Genomic DNA, 16830 nt, shown 5'->3' with positions numbered 1-16830 from the left:
GCACGGGTGGCACGGGTGGCGCGTTGCGGCGCCCGTCCGGACACGCGCCGCAACGCCCGCGCACCGCTCACTGCAGCATGAAGATCTCGTATTCGAGCGAATCGAGCTTCCGGTCCAGCCACGCCATCCCCGCGAGCACGACGATGAGCAGTGCGAACGCGAACCCGTAACCGTAGAACAGCGGCCCCGCGATCAGCGTCGCGGCCGTCAGGACGGTGTTCAGCACGCAGAACGCCGCAATCAGCACGAGCGCGGGCCGCCGCCGGTCGAGATAGATGAGGCTGTTCAGCAGCGCGAGGAACACCATCTGCAGGCTCGTCGCGATCACCTGCACCGACAGCAGCGGCATGTAGAGCCGCGAGATGCCGATCGCGTCGAGCAGCAGCGCACCTGTCGCGAGCACCACGAACACGGTGAGGGTCTGCACCTTCACGATGTCGAACAGCGCGGAGCGCAAGGCCTGCGCCATCGCGTCGTGCGCGTGCTCGATCTGCTGCAGCGAGCCGCCTTCGCGGATCGCGGCGTTGAACGCGCGGTAGTGCCGCGCGAACTCGGTCTCGACGCGCAGCAGGAACACCGCCATGCCCGGTGTGATCGCGAGGTACGCGAGAAAGATCGGGATATCGTAGATCACCGACGCATGCAGCGGCCCGAGCACGGGCTGCCCGGCGCTCGGCGAATACCAGAACATCACCTTGTCGATCCAGATGCTCGCGTTGTACAGCAGCCCGATCGCCATCAGTGCCGGATAGCAGTTCGCGCGGCGGAACAGGTCGAACGAGATCACGCGCGCTGCGGTGAAGCCGCCGTATATGCGACTCAGCAGCATCAGCAGCAGCAGCGTCTGGCCGAGCACGAAACCGTACAGCAACCCTTCGAGGCCGAAGCGTCTGAGCCCGACCGCCGCGAGCGTCGTCACCCCGTAGCCGACGAAGAACGCGCGCAGGATCCCGCTGTATTGCTTGAGCCCCGCAAGGAAGACGCTCGCGATCCAGATGTCGCTCAACAGCACGAACCCGGTGATCATCAGCGCACGATACAGGCCGCTCTGCGCATCGAACGCGAACCCGGCCACGAGCAGGCCGAGCGCGGTCGTGCCTGCCGTCACGACGAGCAGCGCGCCCGAGAAGTTCGGCAGGATCGCATCGAGCTGCTTGTCGAACAGGCGGTCGCTCGTGAAGCGGGTGAGCGCGAGCTGCATCGGCCCGGTGACGATCAGGCTCGCCGCGATCAGGTAGGTCGCGGACACCTGGAAATCCGACACGATCGCGTTCGACAGCAGCGGCGACGCGCCGAGCAGCCCGACGAGCAGCATGCCGACGATCGACCAGATCCACGGCCCGGCGCCGACGAGCCCCGCATACGCGTATGCGCGCATGATGCCGAGCAGCGAGTTGCGCCGCGCGAGCCGGCGCAGCTTGATTCCGATGGCGGACATTGCGTTGCTCCCTGGGCCCGGTTGTAAGCTGACCCTAGCCGCGCGGCGCGTACGGGCACGTCGCGGCGCCACCATGCGCATGCCCGGCATCGGGCATGCGCCGGTCCGGCGAGCCGGCGAGCGTCGAATAGAGCGCGCGGTACGCACCGATCATCCGGTCCTGCGAGTAGTACCGTTCGACGCGCGCGATGCCGGCGCGCTGCGCGTCGTGCCACGCGTTCGTGTCCGCGAGCAGGCCGAGCGCCTCGCGGGCGAGCGCGACCGGGTCAGCGATCGGCACGAGCCGGCCGGCCGAGCCGAGCGCCGCATCGTCGGTATCCGCGCCGTGGATCAGTTCGCTGCACGCGCCGACATCGGTCGTGACGACCGGCACGCCCGCGGCGAACGCCTCGAGCACCGCGAGCGGCAGCGCCTCCGAGATCGAACTCAGCACGAGTACGCCGATCTTCGGCAGCAGGTCATCGATCCGCTGCATCCCGAGCAGCGTGACCTTGCCCGCAAGACCGAGACGGTCGATCAGCTCGCGGCACTCGGCCGCGTACGACGGATCCTCGTTCTCGGGGCCGGCGATCCACGCCTCGGCGTCGGGCATTTCGCGCACGACGGTCAGCATCGCGCGGATGAAGGTCTTCACGTCCTTGATCGGCACGACGCGCCCGATCAGGCACAGCACCTTCGGCACCTCCGCGGGCCGCTGCGCGCGCAGCGGCGCGAGGCGGCGCAGGTCGACGCCGTTCGGGATCGTGCGCGTCTTCGGCGCGGGCGCGCCGTCGAGCATCTGGCGGCGCCGGTTGCCTTCATACAGCGCGACGATATCGTCGGCGGCCGCGTAGGTCATCCGGCCGAGCGACTCGAAAAAGCGTGCCCACATCTCGTGGAAATAGCCGATGTGCGACGCGTCGTATTCGATCAGGTTGCGGTTGTCGCGGATCCACTGGCTCTGGAACAGCTCGATCTTGCGTTCCTTCGTGTAGATCCCGTGCTCGGAGATCAGCAGCGGGCGCCCCTGCCGGTGCCGCAGCAGCGCGCCGAGAAAGCCCGCGTAGCCGGTCGAGACCGCGTGATACAGGCGCATCGGGATCAGCTGTTCGGCGATCCGCGCGAGCTGCCACAGCGGCCGGTGCATCAGGCGCACCGACCAGAAGTAGTCGGAGAACGACGGGTCGCTGCAGTGCGCGCGGTACTGGTCGGTCAGGAAGGTCCACGCTTCCTGGCTGTACAGGAACTGCGCCTCGTCGAGCCGGTGATCGTCGGTCAGGTCGTCGACGACGCGCCGCACGAGCCGGTTGTCGAGCGGCGTGCCATTGGGCCGCCGCAGCTGTTCGTGCAGCAGCGCGACCCGCTCGAACGCGTCGCGGTCGATGTGGGTCGCGCGCGCCTGTTCGGGCGGCGGGGTGCCGTCGTACAGATAATGGTTCTCGAGATGGACGACGTTCGCGGGCAGCGGATACGCGATCATCGGGTAGTCGTCCGGCTTGCTGCCGAGAAAGCACAGGCCGAACGTGTACTCGGGAAACGCGCGGACGATGTCGTGCACCCACGACGACACGCCGCCGCTGACATACGGATACGTGCCTTCGAGCAGCAACCCGATGTCCGCGAAAGCCGCGCGCGGCAGCACGTTGCCGAGCGCGTCGGTGACGGTGCCCGGCCGATGCCGGCCGGCGCGCGTATCGAAACCTGAATCGCGCATCATGATGGGCGTTCCTCGTCACGTGTTCCAGTAGTCGGCGATCGGTGCGAGCAGGTGCGGCGGCACCGGCGGCATGCCGTCGAGATGGCGCCGCACGGCCGCATAGTCGCGCCGCCGATAGGCGATCTCGGCGAGGTACGGCAGCACGCGCATGCGCGGATAACCGCAGGTGATCGCTTGCGTCAGCATCGCTTCGGCGTCGTCGAGGCGATCCGCCTCGAACGCGAGGCGGCCGCGCAGCCGCCACAGCGCACCGTCGCCCGGCCGGTGATGCAGCGCGCGCGCCGCGTGCGCGTCGGCCTGTTCGAGCGCGTTGCGGAAGACGTCGCCATCGACAAGTCGCGCGTAGACGAGCTCGCAATACAGTTCGGCGAGCGTCTTGTCGACGCGGTAGCGTTCGTCGTCGGACAGGCGGCGCGACAGCTTCGCGCGCGCGATGCCGATCTGCTGCGTCACGCGCTTCTCGCTCTTGTCGAGCATCCCGTACGCGAGCAGGCGGACGTCGTCCGCCGGGTCGTTCAGCAGCGCGTGCAGGATCGGGCTCGCCGCGCGCACGGGCATCGTCCGCATCGCGACGAGCGCCGTCATCCGATGGCCGACGGCAATCCGCCGATTCATCAGGCCTTCCTTGACCTCGTGCTCGTGCGCGTACGACAGCGTCGCGAGCAGGTGTGGCGCGAAGCGCGGCTCGCGCACGAGTTCGATCAGCGCGCCTTCGTCGAGGCGCGGGAACGCGAACGCGCGCACGCGACTCGCGAGACGCGCGATCGCGTCCGCGGCCGAGCGGCCGGCATCGCGGGTCGCACGCAGCGTGCGCAGGCCCGGCCACGACGCTGGCCGTCGGGGCGCAGCCGTCGCCACCGGCGCGGCGCGGTTCGTGTGCGCATGCGCATGGCGCGCCGCGCGGGCGGATTCAGGTGGCTTCATCGCAGTCGGCCAGCAGTTGGCGCAGCGCGCTGTCGGACGGCGTGCCGGCGAGGGAAACCCAGCGCGCGACGACGCGCGCCTCCGTGAAGCCGATGCCGAACTGGTTGCGGACATCGGTCTCGATCCGCTGCAGTTGCGCGTCCACCGCGGCGTCGTTGCTGAGCGGCATGATGAACACCAGCGCGCACTTGTTGCCCGTGCGCACGATCCACTGCACGTGAAAGTCGAGGTTCGTGCGCTCCACGTGTTCGAACATGGCCTGCGCCTGCTTGCTCGCGTCGAACCGCAGCAACACGACCGACGACGCGACGCCGCTCGTGCGCTGCAGGTCGGCGAGGCGCGCGTATTCGAGCGCGAAGTCGTACGGGCAGTCGGGGAACGCCTGCAGCACGTCGCGGGTGATCGCCGCATGTCGTACGCCGTTCGCGTAGTAACTGCACATCACGAACATCAGTTGCAGGTTGTCCGCGGTCAGCGCGAGGAACGGCAGCTCGGACACGACGAGCGCTCCGACGATCGCGTCGCCCGCGCCGATCAGCGGCGCGCACGCGACGTAGCGGGTGTGCGCGCGATCGCGCGCATCGACCGACTGCAGGTGCGCGAGCGAGAGTTCGTCGAGCGCGGCGGTGACGAGCAGGTCGTCGGCGTCGAACTCGAACGCGGGGCCGACCCCCGCGACGGGCGTCGCGGCGAGCGCGCCGTCATGCCACGCGTGGATCTGCGCGGCCTCGATCTGGCATGCCTGCGTGACGGCTTCGAGGAACGGCTGCGCGCCGGGCAGCGTCGCGGTCGTCGCGGGGCCGGACGCGTTGCGCAGCGTCAGGTCGCGCAACCGCGCGAGCGCGTCGCGCAGCGTCGCCGGCCTGACGAGCAGATCCTGTTCGAGTTGATCATGCGACAGCCGCAGCAGGAACTGGTTGTTGGTCAGCACGGACAGCCGCTCGCTCAGGTACGTATTCGATACGCGGGCCTGCGACAGCCGCGTGGCCCACGTGTCGCTGAACTGGCCTGCGACGAGCATCGTGATGAAGCCGCCGACGAAGAAGTCGCGCGGAAACACGTCCGCGAGCGGCAGCCGCGCGTAGAACACGACCCACGCGGCGAGCAGCAGCGCGCCGCCGCCGAGACCGGCGACGGTGCCATAGCGCAGCGCGACGAACAGCGGCAGCAGCCACAGCCACGGAAACGCCTTCGCAAGCAGCAGTGGATCGGCGGGGGACAGCACGCGGCACAGCGCGAACACGAATACGGACAGCACGAGCGTTTCGAGCGCGACGTACGACGCCGAATGGTCGCGAGGCAACAACGACGCGAAGCGCGCGGCCGTCGAGCGATGCAGGAGGCGCGAGCGCAGGCTCGCATGCTGGACGCGGGCACGCGTGTCCATCCCCGCGTCGAATCGCGTCGATTTGGTGTCAATGGCCATCAATAACCTCGCGCGTTCGTTGTTATGTCGATCTGCGCGGCCGCCACGCGGGCGGCGGCCGCGCCCCTGCCATTACGTTGCGTATCACCGGCCGCGCGGTTGCGCGCGGCGGCCGTGCGAACGCGCGCGAAGCGGCATACGACGGTATGCATGGCGGCTACGCATGAGCTGCACAAGCGGGAAGCGGGGTTCGTGTGCATGATGTTCCCCTCGACCGGGCGATCGGAAACGTGGCTCGTAGTCGACGGCAATGTCGTAATCGGTCGTCGGGCGTTACCGCAGCTTGCGGACTTCCTGCCCCGGCCGGGTCGGGCCGGCCGTCGGCTGGACCGGGCCGCGCTCGAGCTGACGCTCGGGCCCGACGACGAGCGGCGACGCGCTGCGCGTGGCGGGGGGCGGGTTCTGCGCGGACCGAGCGAACGTGCCGAACGTGCCGAACGCGACGGTGGTCCTTCGACCGGGCCGGCGAGTGATTCCCGAAATCATGATCGATGCTCCGCTCTGGATAAGGCGCCGGGCGCATGTGCCATCGACGCTGCCCCTTGCGTTGACGCAAGGAACGTACCAATGACCTGCGCTCCTTGCGCAATGCGCGCTGGGCGTGATGCCGCGGCATTCGGGCGGGGAAACACGTAGTGAAACGCGCCGTTTTGTTTCATCGCTGATACGTCGGAGCCGGTCTCGGCGTTTCGCGCAGTGACGCGTTTCGCGACTCACATCTGGGGCGGAATCTGACGCATGCGTGTGCAACGGGTCCGGCTGAAAGTCGGTTGTCGGCTCGGTGATCCGTTGCGCGTCGCGATCGATGCAGCGCGTAACAGTTGTGCAACAGCGAGCGTTGAGCGTCGGTGCACTACGGGAAAGTCCGCCCCAACGTTTCGACGTCCTGCATGGTTCGTCGCCTTGAACTTCGAAATGTCTTGGTCTATTTCTTGATCCAAGGCATCGCGCATTGACGCGCGACCGATTCGATCGCGCGACGCGTTCCATGCGAATTGGCAGTCGATCGCCGGAACAGGGATGAGGCGTCGCGACGCACAAGACAACTCAGGGGTTTGCCGTGCAGAGCCTACTGTCGTCGGGCCCGGGGGGCATGGCCATGTTGGGGAGGATCAGGCGTCATATGGCCGGCGTGCGCGCACTCGTTGCGTGTCTCGCGCCGCTGTCGGCGTCTGCGCAAGCTGCCTCTCCCGACACGGCTCCGCTTCCAGCCGAATCCGCCACCGCGTTCGCGGCGCCGCTCGTCGCGACCGACGCGGGGCAGGTGCGCACGGGCGATGGGGCGTCGGCCGCTGTCGCGACCGCGCCGCAGCCGACCTTCGCGTTCTTTTATGGCGCACATGTCCCCGTTACCGCGTTGTCGTCGTTCGACAGCGTGGTCGTCGAACCCGACAGCGATTTCGATCCGCACGCGGCCGACGCGGCGCACACCGCATGGCTCGCTTATGTGAGCGTTGGCGAGGTGAGCACGACGCGCACGTACTTCAACGCAATTCCGCAGGCATGGCTGCATGGCGAGAATCGCGCATGGGGCTCGCTGGTCGTCGACCAGGCGGCGCCGCAATGGCCCGCGTTCTACGTCGAGCACGTGATCGCGCCGCTGTGGGAACGTGGTTTTCGCGGCTTCTTCCTCGATACGCTGGACTCCTATCAGATCGTCGCGAAGACGGATGCCGAGCGGGCGCGCCAGCAGGCCGGTGTCGTCGCGGTGATCGACGCGATCAAGGCGCGCTATCCGTCGGCACGCCTGATGCTGAACCGGGGCTTCGAGCTGCTGCCGCGCGTGCACGCGCTCGTGTATGCGGTCGCGTTCGAGTCGCTCTATCGCGGCTGGAGCCAGTCGCGGCAGCAATACACCGAAGTGCCGGCGGCCGATCGCGCGTGGCTGATGCTGCAGGTGGAGACGGCGAAGGCGTACGGCTTGCCGGTCGTGTCGATCGACTACTGTCCGCCTGCCGACGCCGCATGCGCACACGATACCGCGGCGCGCATTCGCGCGGCCGGCGTGATTCCGTACGTGACGGGGCCGGCGCTCGACGTCGTCGGCATCGGCGCGTTCGCGAGGTGTCTGCTTGCGCCGGCGTTCGCGTGGCGCGACACCGCGCCGGCGGCGCGCGAAGCGGTGGGGTGGTCGGGCGCGCATGCGGCCGGTCCTGTGCAACACGTCCACATGGAAGCCGACCGTGCAAGCTGACCGCAAACGACTCGTTTCCCCACTCGGCATCGCCGGCTTCGGCGCAGCGGTCACGCTGTCGCTCGTCGCCGTGTTTCCGCGCACCACGCTCGAGCGCGCGCTGCTCGAAAGCCGCGAGGCCGATACGCTGACCGTCGCCTACCTGCGCGCGTGGCTGCGCGCCGATCCGAACAACGCGGGCGCGGTCGAGCATCTCGCGCGCGAATACATCGACGAAGGCCGCTACGACGATGCGGAGCGGCTCGTCGCGCAGCTGCGCGCGTCGTCCGACGCCGACGTGAAGCAGCGCGCGTTCCTGACCGACATCGGGATCGCCGAGCGGCGCCTGTATGAGCTGCCCGAGGGCGCACCCGAGCGCATCGGCCGCATCGCGAAGCTCGATGCGCTGCTGAGCGCCGCAGTCGACGTGCCGTGGTCGCCGCTGCAGCTTCAGCTGCTGGCGGTCAAGGCGCTCTCGCTGAACGACGGCGGGCTCGCGGCGCGCTACTACCACCGGCTCGCCGCGCGCGAACCGCTGCGCGCGACGTACTGGCTCGGCAAGGAATCGGCCGCGCAGCTCGCCAGCGGCCATTATCGCGACGCGGCAGACGCGGCGTTCGCGGCGAGCGCGCGCGCGGCGTCGAAGGGCGAGCGGCGCGCGTTCTTCTTTGCAGGGCTGCGCGCGCTGCAAGGCGGCAACCTGCTCGGCGATGCGATGCTGGCTGCGCGCGAGCATATCGGCGAACTCGCGAACGACCCGCGCACGCTGCGCTTTCTTATCTCGCTGTCGCTCGCGGCGGGCCGTCCCGATCTCGCCGCCGACTACACGAACCAGCTCGTGAAGCTGCATGGCGCGTCGAAGCACGCGGACGCCGCGCCGTCGGCCGAGCATCACGCGGCCGGCGTGCCGGGCGTCACGTTCGCGGTGTGGCGCTGGAGCGACCGGCCGCGCATCGTGCGCGTCGCGCAGGCGGCAGACAAGGCGGCAGACAAGGCGGGCAATGCGGCGGATGACGCAGCCGACGACGCGGCGGACGACACGGCCGCGCCGGCCTCGGGAAAGGCGGCAGGGAAGACGTCAGGGAACGCGGCGGGCGACGAGGCCGGGCCGTCGGACGACGAGCTCGCGTTCAAGGTGTACCTGCAGAACAGCAAGCTGCGCGAAGCGGAGGGCGTCGCGCGCAACGCGCTCGCGCGCGACCCGAACTCGGTGCCGTGGCACGAGCGGCTCGCGCAGGTCGCGACCTGGAACAACCGGCCGCGGGTCGCGCTCGATGCGTACATGTGGCTAGCGAAGACGCGCAACGACGAAGCGTCGTGGCAGCAGGTGCTGCGCCTCGCGCCCGCGCTGCACGACGATCGCGCGCTGCTGGCCGCGATGCAGCACGAACTCGACCGTGGCGGCGGAAAAGTCGACCGCCGCAAGCAGCTCGAATGGATCGACGCGTATATCGCGATCGAACAGGGGCGCGCCGATCCGGGCGCGGCCATCCGCTTCCTCGCGATGCAGTCGCACGGCGCGCTGCGGCAGCCGGTGCTGGAACGCACCGCGGCGCTCGCGGAGCGCACCGGCGACGATGCGCTCGCGCTGCGCACGTGGCAAACGCTCGAACGCGAGTACGGCCCGAATCCCGCGTATGCAACGAAGATCGCGGTGGCGCTTTACGGCCAGCACCGCTATGCGGACGCGCTGGCCGCGCTCGAGAAGGCCAGGCCTGCGACGGATGGCGGCACGGATGCCGTCCAGTACTGGCGGCTCTACGCGACGCTCGGCAAGCTCGCGGGCAAGCCGGACGTCGTCGTCGAAGGTTCCCGCCATCTGCTGAAGAGCGGCCGCGAGACGCCGAGCGATCTCGAGCAGATGATCGACGCGCTCGACACGCAGCCGCTCGACGCGGGCCGCGTCGCCGAATATGCGTATCGCCGCACCGGCGAGCTGCGCGACCTGCGGCGCGCGGTGTACTACTACACGCGCGCACATGCGTACGAGCGGATCAGCACGCTGCTCGACTCGCTGACGCCCGCGCAGGCCGCAGCCGCGGAGCGCGATCCCGACTACCTGATGGCGCGCTCGCAATACTGGCGGCTCGTCGGCGAGCCCGCGCGGGCGCTCGACGACGTGCGCGCGGTGCTGCGCATCCAGCCCGACAACGCGAACGCCGAGGTCGCGCTGATCTGGCTGATGAACGACTCGGCCCCCGACGCCGAGCTGCGCGCGGCGCTGCGCACCTACCGCTCGCATGCGACCGGCGACACGCCGCTGACGGCGGCCTTCGCGGCCGCATACCTGCGGCTCGGCGACGCGCGCGCGGCGCTGTATTTCCTGCGCCAGAACCTGCCGTCGCATCGCGACGACGTGCTGTGGCGGCTGACGGTTGCCGACGCGCTCGAGCTGTCCGGGCAGACCGACGAGGCGTGGCAGATCCGGCGCACCGCGTGGAAGAAGCTGCACCGCGAACGGATCGACGCGCGTCGGCCATCGCAGATGACACCCGACGAATACGACATGGCGCGCGTGCGTTTCATTGCGCTGACCGACCGCTTCGCCGGAGGCGACGCATCGAAGCGGCTCCTGATCGAGCTGCTGCGCAAGGACGAGCAGGCGAATGCCGCGCCGTCGTCGAAGGCGGCGACGGATCTCGGCGACCTGTCGATGCTGCCGCCTGATACCGCGCAGTCGCTGACTCGCCACAACGAACGCTACTCGGCGGTCGCCCGCGAGGCGATGCTCGCGTGGAGCCAGTCGCACGATGCGTACGACTTCGAGCGCGACTGGCTCGCGTGGCACTACACCGAACACCTGTCGCAGCCGTCGTATGCGAATGCGGCCCTCGCGCTCGCGGACGACAACACGGCGAAGCTGTCGCAGATGCTCGACGATCCGTCCGACCCGATGCCGGCGTCGGAGAAGATCGCGGCCGAAGCGCGCGCGGGCCGCGTCGAAGCCGCGCAGCAGGACGCCGCGCAGGCGCAGAACCTGCTGCCGGACAACGACGCGATGCATGCGACATACGTCGATTCCGTGATGCCGACCGCGCAGGCGATCGCGCCGGGCTTCCGGTATCTGCATACAGGGCCGCTGCTGTTCTACGAGACGAGCATCGGCGCGGGCGTGCGCATCACGCCGACGCTCGCGTTCGCGTTCCGCTACGTCGACCGCGCGCAGCACGGCGACAGCTCGTTGCCGGGCGTGCCCGGCAAGGACCGGAACTTCGAGGCGATGCTGCGGCGCTACGGCGCGTTCGATCGCGAGGCGCTCGTGCTCGGCCGCCGCGATGCGCTGCGCGACATCACGACGGTGCGCATCGAGGGCGCGCTGTTCGAGGGCCGGCCGCTCAGCTTCACCTATTCGCTCGGACGTAACCAGGAGGCGACCGAGTCGTCGCAGCTGCAGGTCGGCGGCGTGAAGGACAACGTCGTCGGCGCAGTCGCGTTCCAGCCCGATCCGCACATCTTCACGCGCGCGCGGCTCGAGTACGCGCGCTTCTACGGGCAGGACCGCTCGTACCTCGGGCACGGCACGCTGATCACCGCCGATGCGGGCTACAAGTTGCGCGTCAGCTATCCCGACTACACGGTCCGGATTGCGGTCACGCACGGGCAGTACAACGCGAACGGCACGCCGGGTTCGCTGCTTCAGCAACTGGTGCCGAACGGCGTGCCGCTGACGTCGCCGCAGTTCGTGCCGCAGACCTTCACGCAGGTCGCGGTGCTCGCGGGCTTCGGCAACGGGCTGCTCGACGGCTATACGCGCCGCTGGCGGCCGTTTCTCGAAGTCGGCCCGCTGTACGACTCGCACGCCGGTTGGGGCGAACGCGTGACGGGCGGGGTTGCCGGCAGCGTGCTCGGCGGTGACCAGCTCGGCCTCTACATCACCCATGCCAGCGCGTCGCAGAACCATTCGACGCCGATGACCGAAGTCGGAATCCGCTATCGCTGGATGTATTGACCCGGAAACCAAGGAGAGCGAAATGAACGAGAGCGCAACGCCGCGTACAGCGGACAAGCCGGTGCGGCACGGATGGACGGCCCGCCGCTGGTGCATGGCGCTGGCCGCGGCGGGCGCGCTGCTCGCCGGCTGCGCGCAGCTGGACAGCGGGCCCGTATCGCCGTTCGAGGCGAACGGCGGCAACAGCGACCTGCGGATGGCGAACACCGGCTGGGCGATCCTGCCGATCGAGAACAACACCGAGACCGCGAACGCCGGGCAGCGCGCTGCGTCGATCGTCGCGGGTTTCCTGCGTGCGCAGGGCTATGCCGACGTGCGCGAGTACCGCGCGCCGGGCGACGACGGGATGTTCACGGACTGGACCGGCAACGATATCGGCAAGGCGAAGAAGTGGGCGACCGACAATCACCTGCGCTACGGGCTGACGGGCGCGGTGAACGAGTGGCGCTACAAGGTCGGGGTCGACGGCGAGCCGGCGATCGGCATCGCGCTGCAGATCATCGATCTGCAGACAGGCGCGGTGGTGTGGAGCGGCACCGCGAGCCGCACGGGCTGGAGTCGCGATGCGGCGACAAGTGTCGCGCAGGGGCTGGTGCGTCAGTTGCTGACACCCGTCGTTGGATCGGGCAACGGGCGCGCGCATTCATAGCGCGTTCGTAGCGTGCGCGGCGCCCGCTAGGGCGCCGCGCCGGGTGGCGCCGCAGGCGGGCAGCTCGCCCGGCCTGCGGCCGTCACGCGCACGGGGCGCGCGACGCGGGGTGGGGCATGACTGGCCCCGTATTACAGCCCCCGCATTACAGACCCCAGTAGCAGACCTCGTTCTGGCCGGAGCTCGCATCCGACGCGTACGGCGTGAAGCCGTGCGAGCGGCTCGACGTGTACGCGCTCGACGCGTCGGCCGTATCCGTGCACGAGCCGACGTAGTCGAGCGTCGCGATCCAGAACGGGTGGCCGCCCGGCGTCAGGTTCATGCCCTTCCAGTTCAGCAGCTCCTGCTGCGCCTGGCTGTCGAAGGTCGGCTTGTAGACTTCTTCGTGCGCGATGCCGTCGAGCAGGCTCGCGAACGGCACGCCGCCGGTGGTGCCGAGACGCGTGACGTTGCTGGTCGCGTTCTGCATCACGATCAGCAGCTTCGGATACTTCTGGCGCAGCTTGCGCACGAGATCGAGGCCGCCCTGGCTGCACGCGGCATTGCACGGGCCGTTGGTGGTCGACGTGCCGTGCTCGACGATCTCGAGATTGTCGAGGTAGAAGCCGTCGGCGCCCTGCGCGACGAGACGCGGCGCGACGAAGTTCAGGATCAGGTTCTGGTAGTCCGCGTTGCCGACGTTCATCCACGTCTCATCCGAGTAGCCCTGGTACGAGCCGAGCTGCGCGGCCTTGTTCGCGCCGCACGACACGAAGCCGCTCGGCACGCTGGTCCAGTAATCGCGCCAGTGCTCGCACGAGCCGAGGTTCAGGTAGCTCAGCACTTTGTTCTGGCCGTTGTTCTTCAGCGTCACGACGTCGCTCGGCGCGAAGTTGCCGACGCCCGGATCGAGGTCGACGTCCATCACGCGGAACGTGCTGGCCGCGCGGTTCAGGTCGATGCCGGTAGTGTCGCCGTAGTACGACATCCACGGCGCGGCCACTGCGAAGCCGGGGCCGCTCGACGCGGTGGTGGTCGGGGTCGTGCCGGAACTCGTGCTGGTCGACGTGGACGTGGACGACGTGCCCGAGCCCGTCGACGACGTCGGCGTCGAGCCGGAGCCGGAGCGGCTCCAGCCGCCGTTCCAGCTCAGTGCGCTCGCGCTCTGGGTGCCGCCATCGTCGCCGCCGCACGCAGCGAGCATCACGGGGACGATCAGGGAGAGAACCAACGGGGCAATTCTTCGCATCGGATTATTCCTGTTCAGGGATTCGGAGGGGGTTGCGCGGCAACCGGCGAGCACCCGCGACGCCACGCCGCGACGCACGGGGGCGCGCGTTCAGGCCGCGCCCGCATGTGTCCGGAGCCGTCATCGAGGGGATCAGTAAACGACGTTCGACCGCTCTGCCAGGGTACCGGCAAGGCCGAACGGGGGGCGGTTCTGGACGCCGCCAACTCTCCGCCGCCGCGTGCGCGCGGCGCGCGCCGGCACGATGGAGAGAGCAAGGTAATTATTGATTAGACCAATTGATATTTAAATCTGATGATTTAAATTAATTGGAGCCCGACTTTAACCGAGCCGGTTATGAGCAAAGGTAACGAGATGTGTGCCGCGTAACAACGCGTAAGGGCAGACGAATAGGCGGGCGGATGCGCGTCGCCGCGCGGTGCCGGTGCGCCGCGCGGCGAGCTTCAGGTATCACGTGAACGCGAAAGGATTACCGCTGGTTACGGTTTCTGTTACAAGTCGGCCTGGCCGTCGCGCGCCGGGCGATACGACCCCCAGCGATTCGCGCGCGCGAAGGTGCCGACGTCGTTGAAGCGCACGCCGACTTCGCGCAGCGCCGCGTGCGCGGTGCTCGCGGTGAGCTGGCGGATGTAGAAGGGGTCGCGCACCACGAAGTGATGGATCGCGTGCGTGCTGCCGAAGTTGAAGCAGAACAGCTGGAACGGCAGCATCCACCACGGGTTGAGCACCTGCGTCTGCTGGATCACGTTGCGCGAGTCGATGTCGCCGAAGTAGTGCATGTTCGAGCTGACGAAGTTGATGCAGAAGCTGCGCACGAAGTTCGGCCCGAGCCAGACCACCGCGAGGAAGTCGACGACGTGCATCGCGCGTTCGACGATGGCCGGCACCGCGACCGGGTGGCCGAGCGCACCGAGCGCGAACAGGCCGACGTGGTAGACGATGAACGCATGCCACAGCGCGTAGTACAGGTGGCCGACGGGCATGTATGACGACACCTGCTCGACGCGCAGCTGCGTGCGCTCGGCGGCATCCTGCACGGGCTGCGCGGCGACGTACTGCTTCACCTTGCGGCGCATCGCGTCCGGGCGCAGCACCACCGCGAGCATTCCGTCGGCGAGCATCAGCAGGCGCTTCACGCCCCAGCGCTCGCCGTTGGTGATCCCGAATTCCTCGAGATCCGATTCGCCGCCCGACACCTTGTGGTGGTGCAGATGCATGCGCCGCCGCGTCCACGGATTGATCGTGCCGGGCCGCGTGAGCCAGCACAGCGCCATCATCAGGTGGTACGCCCACGGCGTCTTCCTGAAGTACATCAGGTGGATCAGGTCGTGCTCGAGCTCGTGGATCAGCGACGTCGCGAACGCAGCGAGCGGCAGCGCGACATACCACGCGAGCGTGCCGCGCGCATACAGCCACGCGATCGCGAGCATCGCGGCGACGCACGCGGCCATCACGCCCGCTCCGACGAGATTCTGGTTGTCGAGCAGCGGAAAGCGCGCGCGGATCGCGTCGCTCGCCGCGTTGACTTCGCGGCGCACGTACGCGACTTTCTCCGCGTCGTTGCGGAACGTGATTCGGGCTCGCGGGTTCATTGACCGGGATTCCTGCATGAGGGTGAGGCGCAATGCCGATGTGACAAGCATAGGCGTGCGCCGCGGTGCGTGCGAGGGCCGCCGGTGCCAATGGCGGTGTCATTTCGGGCCATCGTGTGTCGAGTGCGTGACCTCGTGGCAACGCATGCACGTTCCATACGCATGCAGACTCTAGAGTCCTGCCCATGTGTCTTCGCGGGCCAGCGGCCGCTACAATCCGCGAAAACCGTTCCGGAGTCGATGCATGGCCCTGTCCGTCCAGGACGCCGCGCGCCAGTTGAACAAGGCGACGGTATCGTCCGCGTATGCGCTGTTCATGCTGATGCTCGCCGAGGAGCGCGGGATCCACGCGGGCCGGATCCTTGCCGGCTCAGGCGTCGCACGCGAGCGGCTCGCGCTGCCCGACGCGCGGATCACGCCGCTGCAGCAGGCGACGATCGTCTTCAACCTGCTCGACGCGACCGGCGACCCGTCGATCGCGATCGAGATCGGCCTGCGCAGCAGTCTCACGAAATCGGGGCTGATCGGCTTCGGGCTGATGAGCTGCGCGACGCTCGGCGAGGCGATCCAGCTCGGCATCCGTTACCTGCCGACTCGCGTGCCGTTCTTCTCGGTGCGTCTCACGCAGTTCGACGACACCGCACAGATCGAAGTGCTCGAGGCGTTGCCGCTCGGCCGGCTAAGACAGTTCGCGGTCGAGAACTTCATGGTCGAGACGGCGATCCTGTTCAATTCGTTGCTCGAGCCCGTGCCCGGCCGCATGCTCACGTCGCGCGCCGAGCTGCATTTCGAATGGCCCGAGCCGCCATGGTTTGCGCGCTATCGCGTGCGGCTGCCGCGCTGCCACTTCGACGCGAGCGCGAACCGGATCCGCTGCGACGCCGCGCTGCTCGACGAGCCGATCGGCACCGCGAACGCGCAGACCGCGCAGATGATCGTCCAGCAGTGCGAGGCCGAGCTCGTGCGGCTAGGCTATGCGGAGAGCGTCGTCGAGCGGGTGCGCAACCTGCTGATCTGCGGGATGCGCGGCTACCCGTCGCTCGACGACATCGCGCGCGAGCTGCACATGTCGGCGCGCACGCTCAAGCGCAAGCTCGCGGAATACGGTGCGACCTATTCCGCACTGCTCGACGAGATTCGCCTGCGCGACGCGCTGCGGCTGCTCGAAAGCACGCGCCTGCCGGTCGACGAGATCGCGGCGCGGGTCGGTTACACGGATCGCGCGAATTTCACGCGCGCGTTCAAGCGCTGGACCGGTGTTGCGCCGAGCGAGCGGCGCTGAGCGGGGAGGTCGGTGCGTTGACGTGCGGAATTGGCGTCAGCTCAGGCGAGTTGCGGTGACGGCGAGACGGACGGCGCAATCGCGCAACGGCTTGTCGACTGCGCGCACTACACGATCTCGATCCAGTTCGCGCCGCGCCCGCCGTCCGCGCGCGCACACAGCGACAGCGTGCCGTCGTCGGGCGCGATCGCATAGACCGACAACTGTTCCGATTGCTCGCCGCACGCGACGAGAAACCGTCCGGACGGATCGATCGCGAAGCCGCGCGGCTGCGTCTCGGTGGCCGTCGCGTGCACGGGATCGAACGTTCCGTCAGCGTTGCGGCGAAAGCAGACGAGCTGGCTCGTCGTGCGCTCGGACACATACGCATAGCGTTCATCCGGGCTCAGGTGCAGGTCGGCGGCCCAGACGGCCGGTTCGGCCGGTGCGGGCGGGCGCGCATGGCGCGGGGCGGGCTGCGCGAGCGCCGCGGG

11 protein-coding genes and 1 pseudogene are annotated in these 16830 nt (G+C 68.7%); 4 read left to right on the top strand and 8 right to left on the bottom strand.

Annotated elements, in window-relative coordinates:
* Positions 1 to 67: 67 nt before the first annotated feature.
* The 5 genes from pelG to G3N94_RS25075 form a co-directional block, all read right to left on the bottom strand.
* The gene (gene pelG / locus G3N94_RS25095) at positions 68 to 1438 is read right to left on the bottom strand and encodes an exopolysaccharide Pel transporter PelG (RefSeq protein ID WP_205795247.1); all 1371 of its coding nucleotides are present in this window, start codon (positions 1436 to 1438) and stop codon (positions 68 to 70) included.
* Between the two features lie 34 nt (positions 1439 to 1472).
* Positions 1473 to 3131 (bottom strand): GT4 family glycosyltransferase PelF, encoded by a 1659-nt coding sequence (gene pelF, locus G3N94_RS25090; RefSeq protein WP_205795262.1) that lies wholly within the window; start codon positions 3129 to 3131, stop codon positions 1473 to 1475.
* 18 nt (positions 3132 to 3149) lie between these two features.
* Positions 3150 to 4058 carry a lipopolysaccharide N-acetylglucosaminyl transferase gene (locus tag G3N94_RS25085; protein ID WP_205795246.1) on the bottom strand — a complete coding sequence of 303 codons (909 nt, stop codon included), beginning with the start codon at positions 4056 to 4058 and terminating at the stop codon, positions 3150 to 3152.
* The gene (locus G3N94_RS25080; protein WP_205795245.1) at positions 4045 to 5484 is read right to left on the bottom strand and encodes a PelD GGDEF domain-containing protein; all 1440 of its coding nucleotides are present in this window, start codon (positions 5482 to 5484) and stop codon (positions 4045 to 4047) included. The genes G3N94_RS25085 and G3N94_RS25080 overlap by 14 nt, the downstream gene beginning before the upstream one ends.
* 273 nt (positions 5485 to 5757) lie before the next feature.
* On the bottom strand, positions 5758 to 5970 hold the full coding sequence (locus G3N94_RS25075) for a hypothetical protein (protein ID WP_205795244.1): 213 nt from the start codon (positions 5968 to 5970) through the stop codon (positions 5758 to 5760).
* Positions 5971 to 6748: 778 nt separating this feature from the next.
* On the opposite strand from G3N94_RS25075, the pseudogene G3N94_RS25070 reads away from it, so the two are divergent.
* From G3N94_RS25070 to G3N94_RS25060, 3 genes and pseudogenes are all read left to right on the top strand, one after another.
* Positions 6749 to 7537: pseudogene (locus tag G3N94_RS25070) on the top strand (endo alpha-1,4 polygalactosaminidase); the annotation flags it as partial.
* Positions 7538 to 7667: 130 nt separating this feature from the next.
* Positions 7668 to 11606: a tetratricopeptide repeat protein gene (locus tag G3N94_RS43265; protein WP_205795242.1), complete on the top strand. Its 3939-nt coding sequence runs from the start codon at positions 7668 to 7670 to the stop codon at positions 11604 to 11606.
* Between the two features lie 22 nt (positions 11607 to 11628).
* Positions 11629 to 12255 (top strand): hypothetical protein, encoded by a 627-nt coding sequence (locus G3N94_RS25060; RefSeq protein ID WP_205795241.1) that lies wholly within the window; start codon positions 11629 to 11631, stop codon positions 12253 to 12255.
* A 145-nt stretch (positions 12256 to 12400) separates the two neighbouring features.
* Here G3N94_RS25060 and G3N94_RS25055 read toward each other — a convergent pair whose 3' ends face one another.
* Together G3N94_RS25055 and G3N94_RS25050 are read right to left on the bottom strand one after the other, a co-directional pair.
* A complete protein-coding gene (locus tag G3N94_RS25055; protein ID WP_241022059.1) occupies positions 12401 to 13483 on the bottom strand; it encodes an endo alpha-1,4 polygalactosaminidase in 1083 nt (360 codons plus the stop codon).
* Between the two features lie 491 nt (positions 13484 to 13974).
* Positions 13975 to 15075, bottom strand: a complete 1101-nt coding sequence (locus G3N94_RS25050; RefSeq protein ID WP_205795240.1) for a fatty acid desaturase — start codon at positions 15073 to 15075, stop codon at positions 13975 to 13977.
* Positions 15076 to 15319: 244 nt separating this feature from the next.
* Here G3N94_RS25050 and G3N94_RS25045 point away from each other — a divergent pair, with 244 nt between their 5' ends.
* A complete protein-coding gene (locus G3N94_RS25045; protein WP_205795239.1) occupies positions 15320 to 16357 on the top strand; it encodes an AraC family transcriptional regulator in 1038 nt (345 codons plus the stop codon).
* Positions 16358 to 16464: 107 nt separating this feature from the next.
* Here the strand turns inward: G3N94_RS25045 and G3N94_RS25040 are convergent.
* A partial coding sequence (locus G3N94_RS25040) for a beta-propeller fold lactonase family protein (RefSeq protein WP_205795238.1) occupies positions 16465 to 16830 on the bottom strand: 366 nt, incomplete at its 5' end.

The organism is Burkholderia sp. Ac-20353, from assembly GCF_017104785.1.
Taxonomy (GTDB): Bacteria; Pseudomonadota; Gammaproteobacteria; order Burkholderiales; family Burkholderiaceae; genus Burkholderia.
The sequence above is the reverse complement of the archived record's forward strand: the minus strand, read 5'-3'. Positions and strand labels throughout refer to the sequence as shown.